This window comes from Streptomyces sp. NPDC008086 (genome assembly GCF_042957325.1).
Taxonomy (GTDB): domain Bacteria; phylum Actinomycetota; class Actinomycetes; order Streptomycetales; family Streptomycetaceae; genus Streptomyces.
In genome coordinates, this window is sequence record NZ_JBIBIA010000009.1 from 170,927 (window position 1) to 193,835 (window position 22,909).

Annotated in this window: 23 protein-coding genes and 7 tRNA genes; 10 read left to right on the forward strand and 20 right to left on the reverse strand. The window is 70.7% G+C overall.

Features of this window, described 5'->3' with window-relative positions:
* Window positions 1-181: 181 nt before the first annotated feature.
* Together ACFZBP_RS30725 and ACFZBP_RS30730 are read right to left on the reverse strand one after the other, a co-directional pair.
* On the reverse strand, window positions 182-1,411 hold the full coding sequence (locus ACFZBP_RS30725; protein ID WP_391417796.1) for a hypothetical protein: 1,230 nt from the start codon (window positions 1,409-1,411) through the stop codon (window positions 182-184).
* Window positions 1,408-1,974: a DUF4365 domain-containing protein gene (locus ACFZBP_RS30730; protein ID WP_391417798.1), complete on the reverse strand. Its 567-nt coding sequence runs from the start codon at window positions 1,972-1,974 to the stop codon at window positions 1,408-1,410. The genes ACFZBP_RS30725 and ACFZBP_RS30730 overlap by 4 nt, the downstream gene beginning before the upstream one ends.
* 168 nt (window positions 1,975-2,142) lie before the next feature.
* On the opposite strand from ACFZBP_RS30730, the gene ACFZBP_RS30735 reads away from it, so the two are divergent.
* Complete coding sequence (locus ACFZBP_RS30735) at window positions 2,143-2,868, forward strand: 3'-5' exonuclease (protein WP_383459113.1); 726 nt, start codon at window positions 2,143-2,145, stop codon at window positions 2,866-2,868.
* Between the two features lie 84 nt (window positions 2,869-2,952).
* Here the strand turns inward: ACFZBP_RS30735 and ACFZBP_RS30740 are convergent.
* Both ACFZBP_RS30740 and ACFZBP_RS30745 read right to left on the reverse strand, forming a co-directional pair.
* Window positions 2,953-3,024: transfer RNA gene (locus ACFZBP_RS30740), tRNA-Val, on the reverse strand.
* Between the two features lie 39 nt (window positions 3,025-3,063).
* A complete protein-coding gene (locus ACFZBP_RS30745) occupies window positions 3,064-3,522 on the reverse strand; it encodes an SRPBCC family protein (RefSeq protein ID WP_391417800.1) in 459 nt (152 codons plus the stop codon).
* Between the two features lie 101 nt (window positions 3,523-3,623).
* Here ACFZBP_RS30745 and ACFZBP_RS30750 point away from each other — a divergent pair, with 101 nt between their 5' ends.
* Window positions 3,624-6,056, forward strand: coding sequence for an SCO7613 C-terminal domain-containing membrane protein (locus ACFZBP_RS30750; RefSeq protein ID WP_391417802.1), 2,433 nt, complete (start codon window positions 3,624-3,626; stop codon window positions 6,054-6,056).
* Between the two features lie 68 nt (window positions 6,057-6,124).
* Here the strand turns inward: ACFZBP_RS30750 and ACFZBP_RS30755 are convergent, their stop codons facing one another.
* From ACFZBP_RS30755 to ACFZBP_RS30785, 7 genes are all read right to left on the reverse strand, one after another.
* Window positions 6,125-8,860: a Tat pathway signal sequence domain protein gene (locus ACFZBP_RS30755; protein WP_391417804.1), complete on the reverse strand. Its 2,736-nt coding sequence runs from the start codon at window positions 8,858-8,860 to the stop codon at window positions 6,125-6,127.
* A gap of 112 nt (window positions 8,861-8,972) precedes the next feature.
* A complete protein-coding gene (locus ACFZBP_RS30760; protein WP_383459126.1) occupies window positions 8,973-9,602 on the reverse strand; it encodes a hypothetical protein in 630 nt (209 codons plus the stop codon).
* A 20-nt stretch (window positions 9,603-9,622) separates the two neighbouring features.
* Window positions 9,623-10,495 (reverse strand): carbohydrate ABC transporter permease, encoded by an 873-nt coding sequence (locus ACFZBP_RS30765; RefSeq protein ID WP_383459130.1) that lies wholly within the window; start codon window positions 10,493-10,495, stop codon window positions 9,623-9,625.
* Window positions 10,492-11,448: a carbohydrate ABC transporter permease gene (locus ACFZBP_RS30770; protein ID WP_383459133.1), complete on the reverse strand. Its 957-nt coding sequence runs from the start codon at window positions 11,446-11,448 to the stop codon at window positions 10,492-10,494. Before ACFZBP_RS30770 ends, ACFZBP_RS30765 begins: the two co-directional genes overlap by 4 nt.
* 14 nt (window positions 11,449-11,462) lie before the next feature.
* Window positions 11,463-12,749: an extracellular solute-binding protein gene (locus ACFZBP_RS30775; protein WP_391417808.1), complete on the reverse strand. Its 1,287-nt coding sequence runs from the start codon at window positions 12,747-12,749 to the stop codon at window positions 11,463-11,465.
* A 765-nt stretch (window positions 12,750-13,514) separates the two neighbouring features.
* A tRNA-Val gene (locus ACFZBP_RS30780) sits at window positions 13,515-13,586 on the reverse strand.
* Window positions 13,587-13,674: 88 nt separating this feature from the next.
* Entirely contained in the window at window positions 13,675-14,133 is a 459-nt protein-coding gene (locus ACFZBP_RS30785; protein ID WP_217214528.1) for a TIGR02611 family protein, read from the reverse strand.
* A gap of 191 nt (window positions 14,134-14,324) precedes the next feature.
* Between ACFZBP_RS30785 and ACFZBP_RS30790 the strand changes: the two genes are divergently transcribed.
* A complete protein-coding gene (locus ACFZBP_RS30790) occupies window positions 14,325-14,738 on the forward strand; it encodes an SsgA family sporulation/cell division regulator (protein ID WP_004002642.1) in 414 nt (137 codons plus the stop codon).
* Window positions 14,739-15,054: 316 nt separating this feature from the next.
* On the forward strand, window positions 15,055-15,615 hold the full coding sequence (locus tag ACFZBP_RS30795; protein ID WP_062722617.1) for a CGNR zinc finger domain-containing protein: 561 nt from the start codon (window positions 15,055-15,057) through the stop codon (window positions 15,613-15,615).
* 58 nt (window positions 15,616-15,673) lie between these two features.
* Here ACFZBP_RS30795 and ACFZBP_RS30800 read toward each other — a convergent pair whose 3' ends face one another.
* Window positions 15,674-15,826: a hypothetical protein gene (locus tag ACFZBP_RS30800; RefSeq protein WP_167366237.1), complete on the reverse strand. Its 153-nt coding sequence runs from the start codon at window positions 15,824-15,826 to the stop codon at window positions 15,674-15,676.
* Window positions 15,827-15,981: 155 nt separating this feature from the next.
* Window positions 15,982-16,425, reverse strand: coding sequence for a hypothetical protein (locus tag ACFZBP_RS30805; protein WP_383459141.1), 444 nt, complete (start codon window positions 16,423-16,425; stop codon window positions 15,982-15,984).
* Between the two features lie 192 nt (window positions 16,426-16,617).
* Here ACFZBP_RS30805 and ACFZBP_RS30810 point away from each other — a divergent pair, with 192 nt between their 5' ends.
* Window positions 16,618-17,142 (forward strand): DsbA family protein, encoded by a 525-nt coding sequence (locus ACFZBP_RS30810; RefSeq protein ID WP_383459144.1) that lies wholly within the window; start codon window positions 16,618-16,620, stop codon window positions 17,140-17,142.
* A gap of 48 nt (window positions 17,143-17,190) precedes the next feature.
* Here the strand turns inward: ACFZBP_RS30810 and ACFZBP_RS30815 are convergent, their stop codons facing one another.
* From ACFZBP_RS30815 to ACFZBP_RS30825, 3 genes are read right to left on the reverse strand one after another with little or no spacing between them, the layout of a single operon-like run.
* Window positions 17,191-18,015, reverse strand: coding sequence for a GNAT family N-acetyltransferase (locus tag ACFZBP_RS30815; RefSeq protein ID WP_391417812.1), 825 nt, complete (start codon window positions 18,013-18,015; stop codon window positions 17,191-17,193).
* Window positions 18,016-18,066: 51 nt separating this feature from the next.
* Complete coding sequence (locus ACFZBP_RS30820) at window positions 18,067-18,888, reverse strand: aminotransferase class IV (RefSeq protein ID WP_383459149.1); 822 nt, start codon at window positions 18,886-18,888, stop codon at window positions 18,067-18,069.
* The gene (locus tag ACFZBP_RS30825; RefSeq protein WP_391417815.1) at window positions 18,885-19,931 is read right to left on the reverse strand and encodes a chorismate-binding protein; all 1,047 of its coding nucleotides are present in this window, start codon (window positions 19,929-19,931) and stop codon (window positions 18,885-18,887) included. Before ACFZBP_RS30825 ends, ACFZBP_RS30820 begins: the two co-directional genes overlap by 4 nt.
* A 178-nt stretch (window positions 19,932-20,109) precedes the next feature.
* Here ACFZBP_RS30825 and ACFZBP_RS30830 point away from each other — a divergent pair.
* From ACFZBP_RS30830 to ACFZBP_RS30850, 5 genes are all read left to right on the forward strand, one after another.
* A tRNA-Gly gene (locus tag ACFZBP_RS30830) sits at window positions 20,110-20,182 on the forward strand.
* A gap of 39 nt (window positions 20,183-20,221) precedes the next feature.
* Window positions 20,222-20,295: transfer RNA gene (locus tag ACFZBP_RS30835), tRNA-Cys, on the forward strand.
* Window position 20,296: 1 nt separating this feature from the next.
* A tRNA-Val gene (locus tag ACFZBP_RS30840) sits at window positions 20,297-20,368 on the forward strand.
* Between the two features lie 34 nt (window positions 20,369-20,402).
* Window positions 20,403-20,474, forward strand: a tRNA-Val gene (locus tag ACFZBP_RS30845).
* Between the two features lie 29 nt (window positions 20,475-20,503).
* Window positions 20,504-20,575 (forward strand) — tRNA-Val (locus tag ACFZBP_RS30850).
* A gap of 49 nt (window positions 20,576-20,624) precedes the next feature.
* On the opposite strand, the gene ACFZBP_RS30855 is transcribed toward ACFZBP_RS30850, so the two are convergent.
* From ACFZBP_RS30855 to ACFZBP_RS30870, 4 genes are all read right to left on the reverse strand, one after another.
* Window positions 20,625-20,915 carry a zf-TFIIB domain-containing protein gene (locus ACFZBP_RS30855; RefSeq protein WP_383459154.1) on the reverse strand — a complete coding sequence of 97 codons (291 nt, stop codon included), beginning with the start codon at window positions 20,913-20,915 and terminating at the stop codon, window positions 20,625-20,627.
* An 80-nt stretch (window positions 20,916-20,995) separates the two neighbouring features.
* Window positions 20,996-21,937, reverse strand: a complete 942-nt coding sequence (locus tag ACFZBP_RS30860) for a phosphotransferase (RefSeq protein WP_391417817.1) — start codon at window positions 21,935-21,937, stop codon at window positions 20,996-20,998.
* A gap of 256 nt (window positions 21,938-22,193) precedes the next feature.
* Window positions 22,194-22,391, reverse strand: coding sequence for a hypothetical protein (locus ACFZBP_RS30865; RefSeq protein ID WP_383459159.1), 198 nt, complete (start codon window positions 22,389-22,391; stop codon window positions 22,194-22,196).
* A gap of 199 nt (window positions 22,392-22,590) precedes the next feature.
* Window positions 22,591-22,866: a hypothetical protein gene (locus tag ACFZBP_RS30870; protein WP_383459162.1), complete on the reverse strand. Its 276-nt coding sequence runs from the start codon at window positions 22,864-22,866 to the stop codon at window positions 22,591-22,593.
* Between the last annotated feature and the right edge of the window lie 43 nt (window positions 22,867-22,909).

A 22,909-nucleotide genomic window follows, 5' to 3' on the forward strand; every position in this document is an offset into this window, starting at 1 on the left:
GTGCGGCGCCATACCAGGAGCGCGCGCATTACGCGATCGTACCGACCTCACCCACCTGCCCGCGAAACGGTTGCGCTGCCGCTTGGGGAGGGGCGTGAGCGGTCGGGGGTCGTGTGCGGCGCCATCGTGGCTGGTCGCGCAGTTCCCCGCCCCTACAGGGCGTCCCAGCTGGGGGTCCCCGTCAGTCCTCCGCGTCCTCCCCGCCACACGCTCCCTCGAAGAAGTCCAGATCCTCCTGCAGCGACTTCATCAGCCGGTCCCGCTCCGCCTCGTCCACCTGCACCGGCACGACCCCGGAGGCCCCGGTCACCTTGCGGAACCCGCCCCGGCTCTCCAGCCGCCCGTGCACGCGCACCGGAAGGCCGACCAGATGCGCGTGCCCCGCGATGCGGTACGACTCCTCGTCCAGGGTGAGCCGGACGTGCGGCACCTCGGCGCCCGCGAGGACGCGCAGGCGTACGGTGCCCTCCCCGCGCGGTCCGGACCTGCGCATCCGTACGACGGTGCCGGTGATCCTGACCGGTACGGAGGGTTCCTCGCGCAGATAGCGGGCGGCGGCCTCGCGCAGTACGGGCAGGTCGCCCGGTGAGAACTCGACGGGTTCCACGGCGCGCGCGCAGTCCTCGGGCACTCCGGCCGCGGGTGCCCACTCGACGGCGACGCGCGCGCCTTCCGTACCGCGCACCAACGCCACCAGCGCTTCGGTGAGCTCGCGGCTGACGCCCGCCTCGACGGCACCGTCGAAGGCGTCCATGCCGCCGGTGGCCCGCTGGTAGTCGATGGCCTCGCGGGCGGCGTAGAGGGCTTGGTGGAGGCGTACGGCGAGGGGTCGTCCCGTGCCGACGGGCACGAAGGCGGCGAGGTGGCGGCCGCCGGCTCCGGAGCCGACGAGGACGCTCTCCAGCATCGCGGCGGCGGCGCGGCGGTGCCGGGCGCCGTAGTAGCCGGCCCGCGCGCGCGTGGCGAGCGCCGCGGCGAGGAGCATCTGGCGGGCACCGGTGCGCAGTTCCTCCTCGACGGTCCAGGGCGCGGCCCCGGCCGGTCCGCTGGGCGCGTCCCGCCACCAGCGGACCTCGTCGCTGGGCACGGCGAGCCCGACCAGCACCTCACGGGCGGAGGGCGTGCCGCTGCGGGAGAGGGCGATCAGCGCCTCGCCGAGCAGGTCGTCACTGTCGGGGAAGGCACGGGACTCGGGCACGAGCAGGCTGGTGCCGTTGCCGCCCGGCCCGGGCGGGGTCCAGCGGCCGTAGCGCCCCGCCGCTCCCCCGCGCCGCTGCCAGCCGTGCCGGCGCAGCAGGGCGCTGAGCACGGCGGGGTCGACGTCGCCGGGGTCGGGGGGACGGTCCCAGGACGCTTCGACCGGGTGCGGCCGCACTGGGCGTACGGGTTCCTCCAGCGGGCGGTGCGTCATGGTCTGCCTCCGGTCCCGACCCGCGTCATGATCTCGCAGAGCGCCCGGTCGTCGAAGATGCGTGAGGTCGGTATGCGCACGGTGGTGCGGCGCCGGCCGGTGATGGCGTGGCCGGCGAGGTTGACCCAGTAGCAGCAGTGCCGCAGGTCGAGCCGGTCGTGGCCGGCCCGCAGCCACTGCTCCTGCAAGCGCGGGACGATCATCACGACGAGGATCTTGTGCACCGAGACCGGCGTGCGGGCGAGCTTCGCCAGGTGGTCGTTGTCGAGCGTGAAGGAGAAGAAGCGTCCCGGCGGGTTCGGCGCGAGCTGGTAGGTGGCCTTGAGCTGCACCTTTATGGTCACCTCGTCGTCGACCGTGTGACCGGGCGAGCCGTGACTGACGTGCCAGTCGATGCCGTTGTCCGGAAATGGCTGGGACAGCGAGCACCCGGACGCCGCCGCGACCGCGTGCAGATAGCCCACCTGCAGTGTCTCCATGCAGGCGGTAGTGGCGAGTGAACCGCGATGGGGGCCCGTTCGTTCGGGCAGCAGCCCGCCCCGCTCGGGCTGCGCTATCGCCATGGCCAACAGCCTTCCAAGCAAAGTGAATCCCCGTGGCGGGCCGCTGAACTGCAAAGACCCGCACTCCTGTTGTGTCCTTCCGGCGTACGCCGCAAACGGCCCGGGTATCACCAAACGGGCAGAAGACGGAACGTCAGCTGCCGTCGGTGAACGAGGGGTTGTGTAGGTATGGCGTGCTGGTATGAGGGCCCGCTGGCGGCATTCGACACGGAGACGACAGGCGTGGACGTCGAGACCGACCGGATCGTTTCGGCGGCCGTCGTCGTCCAGGACGCCCCGGGGACCCGGCCGAGGGTGACCCGGTGGCTGGTGAACCCGGGCGTGCCGGTGCCGGAGGCGGCGACGGCGGTGCACGGACTGACGGAGGAGCATCTGCAGCGCAACGGCCGCTGGCCCGCGCCGGTGGTGCATGAGATAGCCGGCGAGCTGGCGGAACAGGCGGCCCGGGGACGGCCGGTGGTGGTGATGAACGCGCCGTTCGATCTGACGCTGCTCGACCGCGAGTTGCGTCGCCACCGCGCCTCGTCCCTGGACCACTGGTTCGAGGCGACGCCCTTGTTGGTGCTCGATCCACGGGTCCTGGACAAACACCTGGACCGCTACCGCAAGGGTCGCCGCACCCTGACGGACCTGTGCGAGCACTACGGTGTCGCGCTGGACGGCGCACACGACGCGGCGGCCGACGCACTGGCCTCGCTGGAGGTCGTACGGGCGGTGGGGCGTCGTTTCGCGGCCCGGCTGGAGCGTCTGTCACCGGCCGAGCTGCACACGCTGCAGGCGGTGTGGCACGCGGCGCAGGCTCGCGGGCTCCAGGCGTGGTTCGCCCGCAGCGGCAGCGACGAGGCGGTGGACCCGGCGTGGCCACTGCGCCCCGATCTGCCGGCGGCGGCCTAGGCGGTCCGGAACGACGGAATGCCGAGCGACAAGGAGCCGGGCAACAAAAAAGCCGGTCCGCTGCGGCGGACCGGCCTTTCCCGGTGGGCGATACTGGGTTCGAACCAGTGACCTCTTCGGTGTGAACGAAGCGCTCTCCCACTGAGCTAATCGCCCGGGAACGGACTGAACAATACAGGTCCCGGCGCGCTTCCTTCAAACCGCTTCCCGCCGACCGGCGAGGTCGGCGAGGAGCCCCCGCCGTCCGGCGCGCATCATCAGCCGGTGGTTGGCGCGGAAGAAGGGGCGTCCCGGCACCGCGAGCCGTCTCAGCAGCGGCTTGTTCACGTCGACGACCTGGTCGTAGCGGGCGAGGGTGCCGGAGCCGTGCGGGGTGATCGTCCAGCGCGCCCAGCCCTCGAGGTCTCCGGTCATGGCGATCTCCACGATCCCGGCCGCGCGGTCCCGCCGCACTTCACGCGCCGTGAAGGTGATGTCGTACGGCAGGAGGGAGCGGATCGTGATCACACCGCTGGTGTCGTCGATCCGGTTCACCTCGCGCACCTGGGGCCACCAGCGCGGGTAGTCCTCGGCCTGGGCCAGCAGGTCGTGGACGACGCCGGGCGGGGCGGGCAGGGCCCACAGGCTGCGGAAGCGGTAGTGGCTCCAGTCCATGGCACGAGTCTGCCCGTGCGCGGCGGGTTTCCCCCGTATCTGAGTAGGTTCTGAGTACCCGCACTCATGCCGTGCGGCGTGACGCGGGCCACACTCCAGGCATGACGCACATTCCGCCACCGGCCGAGGAGTTGCGGCTCCTCGACCACGAGCTGCGCCAACTGGACGCCCGCCGGGCCCAGTTGCTGCACCGCCGCGCCTGGCTGGTCACGGCCCTGCACACGGCGGCCATGCCGGCCTCGGCTCCGCCGCCGGTCGTATCCCGGCGCCCCGAGACCTCGGCGCCCCGGGTCCAGAACGTGCTGCTGGTGCTCGGCGGTGTCCTGCTCACCATCGCCGCGATGGCGTTCACGCTGGTCAGCTGGGGGCACCTGGGGATCACCGGGCGGGCCCTGGTGCTCGGCGGGATCACGGTGGCGGTGCTGGCCGCGCCGGTGCCGCTGCTGAAGCGCGGGCTGCGGTCGACGGCCGAATCGGTGGCGGGTCTCGGACTCGCGCTGACCGTGCTCGACGCGTACGCCCTGCACAAGGTCGCGCTGACCGACGTGGACGCGACGGGTTACGTCGCTGCCGCTTCCGCCGCGCTGGCCGCCCTGTGGACGGCGTACGCCCTGCTGCCGCGCGCCTCCACGCTGCGTCTGCCCCTGCCCGCCGCCCTGGTCGCCGCCCAACTGCCCCTGACGCTCTGGGCGGTGGCGGCCGACGCCGGCCTGTCCGGGATCACGGCGGCCGTGCTGGTGACGGCCGGGTTCGACACGGGCGTGGCGCTCCGGGTGCCCGCGAAGTCCGTACGGATCACCGCGATGACCGGTGCGTACGGCATGGGCGCGTGGGGCGTGTGTGCCGCCGGATGGCTGTCCTGGACGGCCGCCGGCCCGAGCGCCGCCGCCCGTGCGGCGGCGCTCCTCCTCCTCGCCGCCGGCGTAGCGCTGACGGCCGCGTGGCATCAGGTCGCCGAGAAGCAGGCGCCGGGGCTCACCGTGACCGCCGGCCTGCTCGCGGTCGCCGCGGTCGGCGGTACGGCCCGCTCCGTGCTGCCGGACGCGTGGACGGTTCCGGCGTATCTGGCGTGCGGGATCGCCCTGTTGGCGGCGGTGCGGCTGGGCCGGCTGCCGCAGACGGTACGGCTCGGGCTGACCCGGGCCTCCGTCGCCGTGCAGGCACTCGCCCTGCTCTGGACGCTGCCCCTGGTGGGCGTCACGCTGCTGGGTCCGCTCGCGTGGGCGGAGCAGGTGTGGTCCGGGGCGCCGGATGACGTGCGTGCGGCCGTGACGGTGTCCATGCCGTGGCCGCCCCACGCGGAAACGGTGCCGGTCGTCCTGGCCGTCGTCGCCGTGGTCCTGGTCCTCGCGGTACGGGACGGCGTCTGGCGGCCGCGTGCCCTGACCGGTGTGCTGGTGCTGGCCTGGGCGACCGCGCTGGTGCTGCCGTCGGTGCTCGAAGTCCCGTACGTGGCAGGCCTGGTGGCCCTCGGCCTCACCACGGCCGGCGCCCTCGCGGCAGCCGCGTGGACCCGCCCGTCCGAGCGGCCGGAGACGGGTCCGGCCCCTCAGCCGACCCCCGCCCCGGGCTTCCCCACCCCGCGTCCGACCGCCACGGTCCTCGCCGTTCTCACCTCCCTCACCCTCACCTTCCTCTCCCTGACCGGCGAGCCCGCGACGCTCGCCGTGCTCTGCTCGCTCACGGCACTGTTCGCGGGCGCCTCCTGGAGGCCGCACCTCGCCCCGGTCACGGCGTCGACCGCACTCGCGTACGCCGCCGTGCTCGCCTGCGCCACAGGTGCCGCGGCCGACTGGCAGCCGCAGTACACGGCCCTGCTGGTCCTGACGGTCCCGGTGGCGGCGGCCTTGCTCGCGGCACGGCTCGGGAAGTCGCCCACGACGCTCCCGGTGGAAATCACCGGCGCGCTCGCCGGACTGCTCGCCATCGCGCTGGCCACGGCCTCGGCCGACCTGCCGATGCTCGCCCTGGTCCTGGCTGTGTGCGGGGTGGTCACCGCCGGTACGGCGATCCGCACCGACCGCCGCCCCGTCGCCTACGCCTCCGCCGCGCTCTGCGTGCTCGCCACCTGGGTGCGCCTGGCGGCCTGGGACGTCGACACGCCCGAGGCGTACACCCTGCCGGTCACGGTCCCTGCGCTGCTCGTCGGCGCCCTGCGCAGGCGCCGCGACCCACAGGCCTCGTCCTGGACGGCGTACGGCCCCGGTCTCGCTGCCACGCTCCTGCCGAGTCTCGTCACGGCGTGGGGCGACCCGGACTGGAAGCGTCCCCTGCTGCTGGGCCTCGCCGCCCTGGCCCTCACCCTCCTGGGCGCCGGCCACCACCTCCAGGCCCCGCTGCTCCTCGGCGGCACGGTCCTCGCCCTGGACGCGCTGCACGAACTCGCCCCGTACCTCGTCCAGGTGACCGATGCCCTCCCCCGCTGGGCACCGCCCGCCCTGGCCGGTCTGCTGCTGCTCGCCCTGGGAGCGACGTACGAGCAACGCCTCAGGGACGCCCGAAGGATGCGGGACTTCCTGGGCAACATGCGCTGAAGCGCCCCGTCAGGGGCGTGGGGAACTGCGCGACCAGCCACAACGGTCCCGCAGTTCCCCACGAACCGTCACGGCATCCGGTCCCCCAGCAGCGCCAGGTTCTCGATGGCCGCGAGCCCGTACAGCGCGGTGTCGTTCGTCGACACCCAAGCGGCCTCACTCCCCGGAACCAAGGCAGCCGGCCCGCTCAGCTCCTCCGTCTTCCAGGGCGCCGACTCCTTGTACCCGTCGGAGTTGTAGAACTTCTCCCACGCCCGCTTGGCCAGCTTCTCGTCCCCGGTCTGCACGGCGGCGTACGCGTCGAGCCGCGAGTGCCCCTGGAAGAGCAGCAGCGTGCCGAAGTTGGAGCCGTAACGCGCCGCCTGCTCGGCCTTGGTGGCGTTGAAGTAACGGCAGTAGTCGAAGTACGCCTCGTTGAACTTCGGCATGTCGACGAGGTCGATGAGCTCGGCGCACAGTTCGTTGAGCCCGAACACCGCGGACAGGTGGGAGACGCCGACCACCGGCTCCGCGGCGACCGCGAACTTCCCCGTGTCGAGGTCGTACAGGCCCGTGCCCTGCACGAACCCGTTCGGCTGGGCGGCGATGGTCTCCATGGTGGACAGCACCCGCGCCTTGGCCTTCTCCCACTTCGGGCCCTTGCGCTCCCACTCCGTCAGCCAGGCCGACACGAGCCCGCTCCAGTCCGTGCCGAAGCCGATCGACAGCGCGTGCCGGTCGGGGGTGTACGGCTCGGTGCGGATCTTGCGGATCGGGTCGAGGACGAGGAACGTCTCGTCGGAGTCGACGTTGGCGTGCATGAGGTCGCCGACGCGCTCGTCGGCGGTGAGGAAGTAGTAGTAGCGGCGGTACGTGGTGTTGGCGATGCGCTGCTGCTTGGCGCTGTCGGCGTAGTGCTGGACGCCGTGCCGGGTGCCGAGACCGGCCCATTTGCCGAGGTGGTAGACGTCGACCTCACCGGTGTGCCGGGTCATCGCCTCGGCGAACCGGAAGATGTCCGCGCGGCCGGAGCGCAGGTACGCGAACCACAGCCACAGGTCCGGCGAGAGCTCGGAGTTGTCCCAGGCGTAGCCGCCGATGTCGTACCGCCACTGGTGCCGGACGGTGTCGTAGGTGTGCATGATGTCGCCGTAGTCCCAGAAGCCGTACCAGCGGCGCTGCTCCACCTGGTCCTTGTAGTAGGTGAAGAGGAAGTCGAGGTGGTCCTCGATCTTCGCCTTGGCGGGGGTGGAGCGGTCGGGCTCGGAGTACAGACCCGGCCCGAAGACCTTGGCCTTGATGAGCTGCTTGGGCGGGGCGGCGAGCTGCGGCAGCACGCGTACGGCCTCGACCTGCTGGGCCAGGGCCTCGGGTGACGGCGTGGACTCGTTGGCCCAGAACAGCAGCTCCGACGTACGGGCGATGCCGTACGGGGTGCCGAACTCCGGCTCGTAGTCCTCGTAGGTGATGTTGAGGCCTTCGAGCTGCTCGGGGTAGGTGTCCTGGCCCATGCCGTCGTGGTAGAAGCGCAGGTCCATGGGCTGTGCCTCGGGCGACCAGAGCCACATGGTGACCTCGGCCGCGTCGGTCTGGGCGTCGCGGATGTCGAGCTGGGCCGGGAACTTCTCCCAGAAGTCGCGCAGCCCGAAGGAGAGTCCGCCGCTGACGCCACCGACGTAGCCGAAGCCGGAGGCACGCTTGCCGCCGCCGGCGCCGATCCAGCCGTGGCCGTTCTTCGTCCGCTTGCGCAGCGTGAAGCCGTCGGCGGAGAGCTGGGAGAGGGTGTAGTCGCCCCATTCGGGGATGTACTGGAGGCGGGTGGTGACCCGCTGGTCCCAGGTGGACGGGTCGGGCAGCTTCTCGCCCGCGAACTGGGCGGCCTGTACGGCGGCTCCCGGGTCGCGGCGCAGTCCGGTGATGCCCTTCACGGCCTCGCGGAGCATGCCGGTGCCGTCGCCGCCGATGCGGATGTGGCGGTCGTAGGACTGGTCCCGCATCGGCACGCTGAAGCGCACGCCGATGCCGCGGATGAAGTCGCCGCTGGCCTTGCCGGGCTCCTGGGTGCCGTCGAAGGTGATGGTGTGCACCATGCGGAAGGAGTCGGCGCCCGCGTAGAAGTAGAGCCGGATGGAGAAGGGGAGCCAGCTGCGGCTGCCCTTGCGGTGCTTGCCGTCGATGCGGACGACCGCGCGGACGGGGCCCTCCTGTTCGACCTCGACCTTCGATATGGCCCCTTCGAAGCGCTCGGTCTTGACCGAGCCCTGGTCCTCGTCCTCGATCTCGGGCTGGCGGATCAGGACGAGACGGCCGTTCCTGGCGATCTCCGTCGAGCCTCGGGTGACCGACTTGACGAGGGTGGCGCCGGACTTGCCGATCTTCGCCGTGATGACGCCGGTCGAGATGTCGATCGTCCCGCCGCTCTTGTCGACGGTGACCTTCTTCTCCGGTACGGCGGAGTCGCCGGCGGCGAGGGTGAGCTTGCCGTTGCCCGAACTCACCGCGTGGGCCGTCCACTTGAGGGAGCCGTCGGGCCAGTAGGCGATCGGCCAGGACTGCACGGGCACGGACTTGCCGTCCGCGTCCGTGAGCGCGAAGGTCTGGTCCTGCTGGTACGCGCCCTTCGGCCAGGGCACGCCGACGGTGGAGCCGGGCGCCGCGCCGAGGCCGCCGTCTTCCAGCCAGTCCAGGGTGACGGGGCCTTCGTCGGCCTCGGCGGCTCTGGGGGCGGCCTGCGCGTCCTTGGCTCCTAGCGCCCAGCTGAACTGCGCGGCGGCTCCTGCTACGGCGGCCGCCTTGAGGATGGACCTACGGGGGATGGGAGACATGAGAAGTCCAGCCTTTCCTTCCGTACGGGGAATGCGAGGGGTGGGTGATCAGGGCATGACAGCGCGAGGTGCGGCGCCCGGGGCGCCGACCTGGTGCGGGGACCGCCGCGCGTCAGCGGTGCCGGTAGCGCTGCTCCACGGCGACGGCGGCCGCCGCGACGGCCCCCAGGACGGGGACCGCCAGCGGCGGGGCGAACCAGGCGGACAGGGCCACGACGGCCAGTCCGCAGACGACCAGGAAGGACCCGGCGGGATCGAGTACGGTGCGCCGTCCGGCGTCCGCGAGCAGCGCCCGCCAGGCCGCGCCCGGCGTCCAGACGGCTGCTGCCCGCAGCAGGGCGACGGTGGCCGCGATCAGCGCGAAGACGCCGACGGCTCCGACGAGCGGTCCGCCCGGAATCCCGGCCCGCGCGGCCAGCACGTCCACCCAGACCGCGACGCCCGCCGCCCACCCGGCGAGCCCGACGGCCCACCCGCCGCGCACGGCCGCCCGGAAGTCCGCGACGAACTCGCGCAGACCACCGCCCTCGTGGGTGGTACGCCGCCGCAGGTGCCGGGCGCCGGCCGCGAAGGCCGCCGGGTAGGTGACGATCCCGAGACAGGCGACGGCGATCCACACGCCGGTGAGCAGGGTCTCGGCGAAGACCGCGAAGCGCTCGCCGAACACGGGCTCCTTGCGCCGGGACTCCTTGCGCGGGGACTCCTTGCGCGGTGCGCGGGCCTTCACGTGTGCTTGCGTCATGGTGACCGCCTCAGCCCTTCTCACTTCAGTCCGGAGGTCGCCATGCCGTCGATGAGATAGCGCTGGAAGGCCATGAAGAAGGCGATGACCGGCACCAACGCCACCAGCGACATCGCGATCATGCTGCCGTAGTTGGAGATGCCCTCCTGGTCGCGGAACATCATCAGGCCGAGCGAGACGGTGTACTTCTCGGGGGTGTTGAGGTAGATCAGCGGCCCCATGAAGTCGTTCCAGGCGTTGATGAAAGTGAAGATCGCGCTGGTGATGATCGCGGGCCGGCTCAGCGGCAGCACGATCGACCAGTAGGTGCGCAGATGCCCGCAGCCGTCGAGCTTGGCGGCCTCGTCGAGCTCACGCGGCAGACCGCGCATGAACTGCACCATCAGGAACACGAAGAAGGCTTCCGTGGCCAAGAACTTGCCCGCGACCAGCGGCACCAGGGTGTCGGTGAGTTCGAGGTTGCGGAAGAGCACGTACTGCGGGATCAGCAGCACGTGGTACGGCAGCAGAAGCGTGCCGATCATCAGGGTGAAGAGCAGGTTCCGTCCGGCGAACCGGATCTTGGCGAAGGCGTACGCGGTCAGCGAGCTGGACAGCACGACACCGACCACTGCGAGGCCGGCGTACATCAGCGAGTTCCAGAAGAAGCTGCTGATGGAGATGCCGGAGATACCGTCGGCGAGTCCTGAGAAGTTCGCCCAGACCGGCTTGGTCGGCAGCAGGTCGAGGCTGGCGATGATGTCCTTGCTCGGCTTGAACGAGGCGCCGACCACCCAGATCACGGGATAGAGGACGACCGCGAGGACGGCGAGCGCGCCCACGTGCCAGGCGATCGAGCCGAAGCGCCGCCGCTCGTTCGCGGTGCGCAGGGCGGGGCTGGTGGCGGTGGTCACTTGGCGGCCTCCTCGTAGTGCACCCACTTCTTCTGCGACCAGAACAGGACCGCCGTGACGAGCGCCACCGCGATCACCAGCGTCCAGGCCATCGCGGAGGCGAAGCCCATCTGGGCCTCCTTGAAGCCCTTCTGGTAGAGGTAACAGGTGTAGACGAGCGTGGCGTCGGCGGGTCCGCACCGGGTGTCGGAGACGACATAGGCGGAGCCGAACACCTGGAACGCGTGGATGGACTCCAGCAGCACGTTGAAGAACAGCACCGGGGAGATCATCGGCAGCGTGATGTTCCAGAACCGCCTGAGCGGGCCGGCCCCGTCCACCTCGGCGGCCTCGTACAGCTCCTGCGGGACCTGCTTGAGGCCGGCCAGGAAGATGACCATGGGCGCGCCGAACTGCCAGATGCTCAGGGCGACCAGGGCGTAGATGACGTAGTCCGGGTTGCCGATCCAGCCGCCCACGTCGAGCCCGAGGATCTTCTGCCCGCGGTCCACGATCGCGTCGTCCGAGAACAGCGCCCGCCACACGAAGCCGACGGAGACGCTGGCCCCGATGAGCGAGGGCATGTAGAAGGCGGCCCGGTACAGGCCCTGTCCGCGCCGCTTCTGCGCGAGCAGCAGCGCCACGCCGAGCGCGAGCAGCAGCTTCAGAGGCGTGGCCACGACGACGTACTTGAGCGTGACCTCGACCGACTTCTGCCAGCGCGGATCCTGGAACATCGTCGTGAAGTTGTCCAGCCCCACCCACTGGGGCGGGGTGAACAGGTTGTAGCTGGTGAACGCGTAGTACAGCGACGCGATCATCGGCCCCGCCGTGAGCAGCAGGAACCCCGCGATCCACGGCGACATGAAGAGATAGCCGGCGAGGTTCTCGCGGCGCCGCCCGCGCCGCCCGGCGGCGGGAGCGGCGGACCGCTTCCCGGCCGGGCGCACGGGCGCTTCCTTGACGAGCGTCATGGTGGTACGTCCCCTCAGCCCGCGAACGCGGCCTTGGCCTCGCTGAACAGTGCCTTGGCGGCGTCGGCCGGCTTGGTCTTGCCCTGGGCGACCTCGCCGCCGATGCGCAGGAACGCCGCCTCGATGACGTCGGCGCCGGACGGGTGCGGGGTGATCTTGCCGAGGACGCCGGCCTTGGCGACCTCTTCCTCGTACGCCTTGACGCCCTTGTTGTTGTCGTCGGTGGGCGTGAACGCGTCGTACTGCTCGGTGGTGGCGAGGATGCCGCGGTCGTAGCCCATGATCTTGCCGACCTCGGGGTCGTGGACCATGAAGTCGATGAACTGGGCGACCTCCTTGGGATGCTTGGTCCCGGTGAAGGCGCTCAGCATCAGCGAGCCGAGGTACTGGCCGGTGTTCTTGCCGTCCGAGGTGGGGATCGGCGCGAGACCGTAGTCCGACTCGCCCTCGCCCTCGTAGCGGATGGAGAAGTTGTCCCAGGTGAACTCGGAAGCGGCGAGCCCCGCCGAGAGACCGGACTTGGGCTTGGCCTGCTCGATCTTCTTCGGGTCGGCGACCAGGCCGGATCGCACGCGCTTGTAGCCGTCCTCCCACCACTGCGTCAGGTCGTCCTCGGTGAAGCCGAGGTCGGTGTCGGTGAAGAAGGCCTTGCCGTTCTGCCGGAGATAGAGGTCGTAGAGGTACATGATGCTGAAGTAGCCGGTGTCACCGGCGATCTTCAGCTTGTCCTGGATCGTCTGGAGCGCGTCGAAGTACTCGTCCCAGGTCCAGCCCATCTTGGCCTCGACGCCCGCCTTCTCGAAGGCCTTGAGGTCGATGACCAGCGCCATGGTGTTGGCGCCGACGGGCACACCGAGCTGCTTGCCGTCGGCCTGACCGGCCGACAGAACCCCGTTGCGGAAGTTGTCCAGGCTCAGATTGCCCGCGTCCGCCTGCGTCTTGAGATCCATCAGCACGCCGCGCTTGTCGTACTTGCGCAGGAAGCCGACCGCATTCTGGAAAACGTCCGGCGGATTACCGCCGGAGGCCTGGGTCTGGAACTTCTCCCAGAACGCCTCATAGTCCGTGAATTCAGGCTTGATCTTGATCTTCGGGTACTTCTTCTCGAAGAGCGCGATCGTCTTCTTGATGGCGATGGTGCGCGGCTCGCCACCCCACCACGCGTAACGGAGCGTCACCGTCCCGTCTCCGGAGCCACTGTCACCGCCGCACGCGGTGGTCGCGCCCAGGCCGACCACGGCCGCGGAGGCCCCGGCCGCCTTCAGGATCGTACGCCTCTCAACATTCCTGCTGGTTCCCATGGTTGGGCCCCCTCCCCGCAGCGTCATCGCCGACTGCATGAATCGTTTCAAGTAAGCGCTTGCTGGCACAAGTTACGAGGGGCCTCGTGGTGCGTCAATGATTCGGACAGGAATTTCTTGTGGACCCGCGCGGCGAGTTGACGGCCCGTCGGGAACGATTCGGACACCGGATCGTCCAACTCCGCAGGTAGGGAAGGTGCGGTCGGCCAGTCGAACGCAAACCGGCCACTTGTGCGGGGAAATTGGTCGGCTGGAATTGGCCTGCCTGAGTGGCGGGCGATGGGCGTGTGGCGGGGGTGGGGCGAGCGGGCTGGAGGGACTGATCCGGGGGTGGTGCGGCCGAGCCGAGTGGGCCCAGCCAAGCCGGGAGGCGGGAGCCCAGCCGGGTTGGTCAGGAGCTGAGTCGGGGACGCGGACCGCGCCGCCCCCGACGCGCGACCAGCTCGCCGGCGCGGGACACCGGCGCGTCGGCATCGGCTGGCGCCGACTGACCCCCTCACCGGCGCGGACCGACTCTGACGGGCGCCGACCGGCTCCTCGCCGGGCGCGCCACGGGCTCGACGGGCGCGTCGACCGGCTCCCACCCAGAGCGGACCGGACCGACACGCACTGACCGGCACCGGCCCAGGCCGACCGGGACCGGCAGACCCTCGCTGGACGCAAACCTGCGCCGACTGGTGCCGATCAGCCGGGGCTCGCCCGCCTGCCGACGCGCACAAACGACGACGGCCCGCCTGCTCTCGCAGACGGGCCGTCGTACCCGGGTGGGCGATACTGGGTTCGAACCAGTGACCTCTTCGGTGTGAACGAAGCGCTCTCCCACTGAGCTAATCGCCCGGGCGCAGGAAGAACATTACCCCATGTCAGGGGGTGCGGGTGACCAGCGCGAACCCGCACCGGACGACGTCCGCACCCCCGTCGCGGATCACTGGTCCTTGATCTTCCACGGCATGACTATGCCGAACTTCCAGACGTAGAAACCGACGAGCGCGCCCACGATCACGAGGCCGATCGTCGTCAGGATGATGTTGCGGCGGCGCACCTTCGGGTCGAGGGCCCGCTGGGCCGCCTCGGTGACCTTGCGCTTGGTCCAGCGCAGCACCAGCTGGGCCCAGACGAACTCGGTCGCCCAGATCGCCATGCCCCCGAAGATCACGACCCAGCCGGGACCGGGCAGCGGCAGCATGATGATGCCGGCGACCACGACCGCGAGGCCGATGACGAAGACACCCACCTGCCAGCTGACATGCAGTACGCGGCGCGCCTTGATGAACTCCGGCGCTCTCGAACCGAGCCCCTGCTCGCTGTCGCCTTTCACACCGTCCACTTCGATCTGTCCCGTCGCCACGGCAACCTCGCCCGGCTCGTTACTCCCCGTATTCATACGGCCAAACCCTACCGGACAGAAACCAGTCACCGGAATGGGCGTACCTCGCGAACTGGTTCTCGGCCGGAAGAGTTACGTAAACACAGGCAAAACACTCAGAGGGGTTTACAACGGCACCGTAGGTGGCATGTCGATTTCGCCGACGTGCGAATCCCCGAGCGCACACTGAGCGAAAGGCCCTGGCGCTTATGAACACCACGGTCAGCTGCGAGCTGCACCTGCGCCTCGTTGTGTCGAGCGAGTCCTCCCTGCCTGTCCCCGCAGGCCTGCGGTACGACACGGCCGACCCCTACGCCGTGCACGCCACCTTCCACACCGGAGCAGAAGAGACCGTCGAGTGGGTGTTCGCCCGCGACCTTCTCGCGGAGGGCCTCCACCGGCCCACCGGAACCGGCGACGTCCGCGTCTGGCCGTCGCGCAGCCATGGCCAGGGCGTCGTCTGCATCGCCCTGAGCTCTCCGGAGGGCGAGGCGCTGCTCGAGGCCCCGGCACGGGCTCTGGAGTCCTTCCTGAAGCGGACGGATGCCGCCGTGCCCCCCGGTACGGAGCATCGGCATTTCGATCTCGATCAGGAGCTCTCGCACATCCTGGCGGAAAGCTAGGGCGAGGCGCTCCCTCAAGACCGCCCGGCGCCGTCGACTCGGGGAGACGGCTCGGGCCAAGACAACCGCATACGGCACACATCGCGCCGCCTCCGCTCCACGGGGGCGGCGTTGGTGTGCCTGTGACCCATGGGGGCACTGGTGCGAGGGTGACGGTGAGTAGTGGCCGACATGGGAACGACGGGAACCGTCGGGGCTTCCCCGGCGTTGTATTCGAAGCCATGTGCGGGCTCGGCCGATGTGTGGGCGCCGTGAGCCACTACCATCGGCCAGCATCGGCGGGCGCCCCGCCCGACCCCAGGCCAGGGAGCGAAACGTGCTGATCACCCATGACACCCGGTGTGCACTCGATGCCGTGGTGGATCTGGTGAACACCTCGCCGGAGGGCGACGACACGCCGGACGGACTGTCGGATGTCGCGGCTCTCGCCGATTTCGTACGAAAGCACGAGATCAGTGATGTCGGTGTGCTGTCGGAGTTCGACCTGTCGGCGGTGCGCAAGGTGCGCGGACGGTTCGCCGCCATCTTCGCGGAGCCGGAGGCGCGCCGGGCGGCCGGGCTGATCAACGAGCTCGTCGCCGCCGCGGGCACCACTCCCCGGCTGACGGACCACGACGGCTACGACTGGCATGTGCACTACTTCGCCCCCGGCGCCTCCGTCGCCGACCATCTGGCGGCCGACTGCGGCATGGCGCTGGCGTTCTTCGTGGTCGCCGGGGAGCAGGAGCGACTGCGGCGCTGCGAGGCGCCGGACTGCCGGCATGCCTTCGTGGATCTCTCCCGTAACCGTTCACGGCGCTACTGCGACAGCCGTACCTGCGGAAACCGTCTGCATGTGGCCGCCTACCGGGCGCGACGCAAGGAAGCGGCGGGCTGACACGACGGGTGTGTCGACGCGGACCCCGGCGGGTGGCGCCGGGGACCGCGGGTACGGCTCAGAGCAACAGCAGATCGTGCAGCGCAGCCATGAGCAGCAGACACCCGATCACCGCAAGGAAGATCATCAGCGGTGGCTGGGAAAGGGCGAAAAGGCACCCGCGAGGTTCGTCCTGAGCCGGCGCGGCCTCGCTCTGTGTCGTGTCCAGCATCTCGCGCCGATGATGGCGCAGTTGCGCCTGGTCCCGCGATCAACACGCCCGGAATGAGCGGGAGTTCGCTGGATTCCGTGATGTCCGGTTCGAGTCGTGATCGCTTACGGCCGGGCGGCGACCCACTGTGTCGTTTCAGGCCCTCGCAGGGGCCTTCATATCCCGTGCTTCTTGAGGATCGCCTCGATGTCGCTGAAGTCGTCCGAGGCGTCGGCTCGGGGCGCGGTCGCGGGCTTGGTGGACGGCCGGGAGCCCGCCCCCAGCGAGGGCGCCGAGGCCGCAGGAGCCACCGCCTCGCGCTGCGCGGCGGCTCGAGCCTCCTTGCGCTCCTTGCGGGTGCCCCCGCGCCGGCGCTCCACCGCGCGGGTGCTCGCGAAGAGCAGCCAGGACGCCCCCAGGACTCCGAAGCCGGCCCATGCCGTCGGGCTGAACGCGGTGTCCGCCAGCCAGTCGACGACACCGGTCATCACCAGCCCGAGGGGCACCAGTGAGTACGCGGCGATGCGCGTGGCCGCGAGGAAACGCTTGCGGTACGCCGTGACCGCCGCGATGCCCAGGCCGGCCGCGGCGACGGCGGAACAGACGGTCTCGGCAATCATCCGGTCCTCCAGGCAGGCTGGGTCGGGCAGGGCACTTTCGTCCCTTCCATCCTGCACCGTGGCAAGCCCACCCGGCCATGCCTCCGTCCGACATCAGGGACATCTCCGGGTCACCTCCTCCGCAGGTGCCGGTCGAGGGCGTACGACCAGGTCGGATTGGGGCGCCGGGGCCGCTGCTGGGAGACTGGGGCCATGAGCGACTCCTCCTCCGACCGTCCCGCCGCGCCCGTCCTCGACATCTGGTGCGAGCTCCAGTGCCCCGACTGCCGCGGCGCCCTGGACGACGTCCGTGCCCTGCGCGCCCGTTACGGCGACCGGCTGGAGCTTAGGCTGCGGCACTTCCCGCTGGAGAAGCACAAGCACGCCTTCGCCGCGGCGCAGGCCGCCGAGGAGGCCGCGGAGCAGGGGCAGGGCTGGCCGTATGTCGAGGCCGTGCTGGGCCGGGTCGAGGAGCTGGACCGTAAGGGAGAACCCTTCCTGGTCGAGACGGCCCGGGAACTCGGCCTGGACGCCGAGGAGTTCGACACCGCGCTGATCGACGGCCGGCACATCCTGATCGTCGACGCCGACCAGGCCGAGGGCAAGGCGATCGGCGTGACCGGAACGCCCACGTATGTGATCGGCGGCGAGCGCCTGGACGGCGGCAAGAGCCAGGAGGGGCTGCGCGAGCGCATCGAGGAGATCGCCGACCGACTGCTGGCCGAGCAGGGCGCCTGACCCCGCCCAGTGGGTCTGTGGCCCCCGCGCCCTCAACCCCACCGGCAGCTACAGCAGCGTCTTGTACAAGCCGTACTGCCGAACCTCGTAGCCGAGTGACTCGTAGAGTCGCTCGGCGGGAGCGTTGCCCGCGAAGACGTTGAGGCCGAGGGTCCGGTACCCCGCGCCGATCGCCTGGGCCTCGGCCAGCAGCATCAGGCTGCGGCCGTGTCCCTGGCCGCGGTGGGCCGCGTCGGTCTCGACGTCGTAGACATAGGCGCCGCCGTCACGCTCGGCCACCCACAGGGTGCCCACCGGGACGCCCTCGTGCTCGAGGACGCTGAGGAACACCTTCGGCGTGCGCCGGCCATCCGGCAGCAGTGCGGCGTGGTCCCGCTCGGACCTGGCCCGGGCCTCGGCCTCCGGCACCCCGCGCTCGGCCCAGCTGCGGAGGTAGCCCTCGTGGCTCTCGGCCAGCCAGGGCCCGTACTCGGCCTCCGTCATGGGACGCGCCCGGCTGCCCGGCGGCAGTTCGGGCGGTGTGTCGCCGAGCACCTTCGCCATGCCGCGGTTGCGGACGACGTAGCCGAGCGCCGTGGCGAGACGCAGCGCCGGTCCGGCGTCGCCGGGGACGGTCGTCTCGATGCGCCGGCATCCCCAGCCGCGCGCCACCTCCTCCGCGGCGAGGGCGGCCACCGTGCCGCGGCCGCGGCGCCGGTCCGCCTCCTCGATCCGCAGCGTCGTTATCCGGGCCACCGCCGCGCCGAAGACGGGATGCGTGCCGAGGTGGAGGGCGCCCACGGGACGGCCGTTCACACACACCTGGTAGTGGCGCGAACGGGTCCCGTCCTCATTGTGCTGAAGCGGCTCGGTCGGCCGCAGGGTCGTGGTCATCAAGGGTGTTCTACCCACGACGCGGACCCTCGGCAGCCCATTTTCCGGCTCCTACGGATCCAGGTCGTCCCCGGACCGCTCCTCGAAGACCCGCATGGCCTTGGCGGTCACGGGGCCCGGCGCGCCCGGGAGTTCGCGGTCGTCGACGCGGTGCACGGCCTGCACGTCCCGCAGGGTGGAGGTAAGGAAGACCTCGTCGGCCCGCGCGAGGACGTCCAGCGGCAGGTCGGTCTCCTTGGCGCCGGTCCACTCGACGGCCAACGCGCGCGTGATGCCCGCGAGGCAGCCCGAGGCGACCGGCGGGGTGTGGATCTCGCCGCCCAGCACGACGAAGACGTTCGAGCCGGTGCCCTCGCAGAGCTGCCCGACCGTGTTGGCGAACAGGGCCTCGGAGGCACCGTGTTGGTGGGCGCGGGCGAGCGCGACGACGTTCTCGGCGTACGAGGTCGTCTTCAGACCGGTCAGCGCGCCGCGCTCGTTACGGGTCCAGGGCACGGTGATCACGGCCGTGGAGTCGGGTCGCCGGGTGGTCTCGCCGAGGGCCACGACGAGGGTCGGGCCGTGCTCGCCGCGATCGGAGCCGAGGGGTCCGTGGCCGCCGGTGTAGGTGATCCGCAGCCGGCCGAGCGGCATCGGGTTGGCCTCCAGCACCGCGGCGCAGGCACGGCGCACCTCGTCGTGGTCGGGATCGGGCAGACCGAGTCCGCGCGCCGAACGTGTCAGCCGGTCGAGGTGTCGGGTCAGCGCGAACGGACGGCCGTCCACCGCCTTCACCGTCTCGAAGATGCCGTCGCCCACGGTCAGCCCGTGGTCGAAGACGGAGACACGGGCGGACTCGACGTCCTGGAGCCCGCCGTCCAGCCAGATCTTCACGATTGCAGTCCCTCTCCACTCACCTCGTACGCTCCCGACGCTACCGCGAGCAGCCGGGCCGCCTTCAGCTCGGTCTCCCGCCACTCCCCCTCGGGATCCGACCCCCAGGTGATCCCGGCGCCGGTGCCGAACCGCAACACGCCCTCGCCCCGGTCGATCCAGAACGTACGTATCCCGACGGCCAGCTCGCCGGCCCCCCGGTCGGCGTCCACCCACCCGATGCCACCGCAGTACGGCCCACGCGGCGCCGTCTCCAGCGCCTCGATGATCCGCAGGGCACTCGACTTGGGCGCGCCGGTGACCGACCCGGGCGGGAAGGTGGCACCGAGCAGCTCGGACCAGCCGGCCCCGGCGTCCAGCTCACCGCGCACCGTGGACACCAGGTGCACAAGCCCCGGATGCTTCTCGACGGCACACAGGTCGGGGACGGTGACGGTCCCCGTCGCGCACACCCGGCCGATGTCGTTGCGGACCAGGTCGACGATCATCACGTTCTCGGCGTAGTCCTTCTCCAGAAGGTCTGCCTCGGTCCGCCCGGTGCCCTTGATCGGCCCCGACTCGACGACCCGCCCGTCCCGCCGCAGGAAGAGCTCGGGAGACGCGGTCGCGATCTCCACACCGTGCTCCGGCAGCCGGATCGTTCCTGCGTACGGCGCCGGGTTGCCGCGGGCCAGCAGGGCGGTCAGCGCGTCCACGTCGGCGTCCCTCCCGATCGGCGCGCTCAGCACCCGACAGAGGTTGGCCTGGTAGACCTCGCCGGCCGCGATGTACTCGCGGATGCGCCGCACCCCCGCCGTGTACGCTGCGCGATCCAGCGACGACGTCCAGTCACCGACCCCCGGGCCGACCCACCGCCCCGGCACCGGCGCGGGGACGGGCTCATCCCGTACGTCCCGGAAGCGGGCGCAGGTCAGAGCGCCCTCGAAGTCGGTGCAGACGGCCCAGAAACCGTGGGAGTCCAGGGCGGCGGGATCGCTGGTGACATCGAGGAGTCCGGTGGCGACGCGGTCGCCGAAGCGGGCGAGAGGAGCGAGGTCGAGCACGCAGTCGAGTCTATGGCGGGTGTCCTGCGGGTGACCTGACCATGTCCCTTCCGAGGGCTCCGGCAGGTCCCTGAGCAGGTGCAGCGCAGCACGCTGCACAAACGCGTTTTTGTACTGGCCCCGGAATCCGCTAGAGTTCAACACGTCGCCGGGCCGCGGGAGCGGAACGAAACGACAGGCGGACGTAGCTCAGTTGGTAGAGCGCAACCTTGCCAAGGTTGAGGTCGCGAGTTCGAACCTCGTCGTCCGCTCGAAGGAACAAGGGGATCTTCCCGAACCCCTGCACTCCTGGTGGAGTGGCCGAGAGGCGAGGCAACGGCCTGCAAAGCCGTCTACACGGGTTCAAATCCCGTCTCCACCTCCAAGGACGATTAGCTCAGCGGGAGAGCGCTTCCCTGACACGGAAGAGGTCACTGGTTCAATCCCAGTATCGTCCACTGGATCTTCGACCGATCATCGAAGGTCTGCCCCGCGCGATTAGCTCAGCGGGAGAGCGCTTCCCTGACACGGAAGAGGTCACTGGTTCAATCCCAGTATCGCGCACGCAGCCCCTCTCACGGGGTGGCTGATCTGGACGATTAGCTCAGCGGGAGAGCGCTTCCCTGACACGGAAGAGGTCACTGGTTCAATCCCAGTATCGTCCACGCACCGAAGCCCCCGGTCCTGCGACCGGGGGCTTCGTCGTGGTGCGGTTCAGCTGGAGAAGAGCATGTGGCCGAAGCTCTTGTGCCGCTTGTGGCCGTAGTGACCGCCGTGGTGCCCGCCGTGCGGTGCGCCCCAGGCCGGCGCCTGCGGGGCCGCCGGGTAGGCCTGCGGGGCGGCCGGAGGGGGCGGGGCGGGCTGGGCCCACTGGGACTCCAGGCGGGTCAGCGACTCCAGCTCGCCGTAGTCGAGAAAGATCCCGCGGCAGCCGCTGCACTGCTCTATCTGGACACCGTTGCGGTTGTACGTGTGCATCGGGGCTCGGCACTTCGGACACTGCATGGTCGGCTCAACTCCTCGCCGGTCGGTCCTGCTTCGTGTATCGCCAGGACAGACTCTGTCCGGCTGCGGTCGGTTGCACACTACTTTGCGTATCCCTGGGCCAACTCAGGGGGGACGGCGGCCATTCGGTCACATGCGTCCACGAGTGCCTGCTCGACCTCGTCCAGGAGACGTCCCTCGACCTGGGCCTTGGTGATCGCCCGGGCCGCGGTCTGCACGGTCAGGGCACGGGCCGGGACGTCCAGCGCCGACCAAGGATCACCGTCGCCGGGAACGGCCTGGCCCCCGGCCGCGCGGTACGCGGCCAGGAAACGGTCCCACTCCTCGGGCGACAGCAATCCACAGGCATACCAGGCGGCCGGCCGCCCGAGATCCCAAGCCGGCACGCCCACGCCGAGATCATCGACGTCGATGAGCAGCCAGGGGCCGTGCGGCGCCGGGTGACGCACGAGTTGGCCGAGGTGGAGGTCGCCGTGGCAGAGCGTGGCGGTGTCGGGCTGCGGGGCCTCGGCACGGGCCCACTCGGGAAGGGTGCCCCAAGCACGCAGAACGGCGCCGGCCCCCGCCCCCTCGGCCCCCGCCGCGCGGAGCCGGGCCACCGCCGACGCGGCCTTGAGCGGACCGCGCATGGGGGGCACCGCAACGGGAGCCGTCGTACTGTGCAGCCGAGCCAGAAGCGTCGCTGCCGCCTCCCAGGGGGCCGCATCCGGATCTTCCGGATCCACCGGGGTGCCGTACGGCCAGAAGGTCACCAGCCGACCATGCAGATCGCCGGGGTGCGGGGTGAGCGGGGCGAGGAGCAGGTCGGGCAGTGCGGCGGCAGTACGGAGGCGGGGCGTGAGCTCAGCGAGGCTCATGCCCTGGGCGTGCGCCTTTGCCACTGTCTCGCCATGACGGACGACGGTGGCATCGACCCGGTCGGCGAGCGTGACGGTCGCTCCGCAAGGACAGGCGGACGTACGTGAGTGAGCCTCGGCCTCGGCATGTACAGCGAGGTCGGGCAGGAGGGGGTTCGAGGTCACGGGCGTCCTTGGATGCGGGGATCTGGGCCGAGGGTACGCGGGGTTCCTCGTGCGGAGCCCCTCTTCGGGACGCACGACCCCGCGGTCGCCCACGGCCCGGCTCAACCGCCGCAGGCAGCCCCCGGAGGCAAAAGCAATGCCGGCGCAGCTCCCCAGCTGCGCCGGCATTTGTGCCGTCCGCCGCACCCCCGTCCCCACGGGGTTTCATGGGTGGATGTCCCCGCCCGGACCGCTCTTCCGGGCCTGGGGTCGCCGCTCAGCGCCCCAGCATCACGCCCACGGACGACGCCTGTGTGGCCACTGTCTCCCAGCCGTCGAAGACGAGGAGGAGAAGGGCCGCCAGAGGAAGGGCCATCAGCGTCGCCACCAGCGGGTGGCGGCGGCCCTGGCGACGCGGACGCAGCAGCGTGCGCTCCTGCATGCGGATCACTGCCCGCGGTGCCGTCTGGGCCATGGTCCCTCTCCTGACCTGTGTCGGTTGTCGTTGGCAGCGGCGGGTGTCTGACCTCGGGGGACGAGTGCTGCCACCCGCCGCTTGACCTCAAATCTAGGCGTCCGGCGCTCCCCGCACGTCATGCCCTCGTACCGATTGGCGGGCCTCCCGGAGGATGAGCCATGACCTGCGGAGTACTCCCCTGGGTGGAGACGAGGACCTAGGTCTCGGGGTCTTCCCGGAGGGGACGCCCGCTCTGCCCCGCTTTCTCCGAGCTGTCTTCACGCGGCACCGGCTGCTCGACCAGCGCCAGGACCCGGGTCGCCATGAAACGGGCCGTACGTACGACCGAGCCGTTCCGGGTGACTTCGCTCACTTCCACGACACCTCGGCGCACCGCCGTCTCGACCCGGCGGCCCGCCCTGCTCGCCACCACCTCGTACGTGCGCGTCGTGTCTCCCGCGTCCACGACTATCTCCACGCGATCACCCTTCACGGGCTCAATCCCCCTTCTGTGATGGGTGGTTGGGGGACAAAGC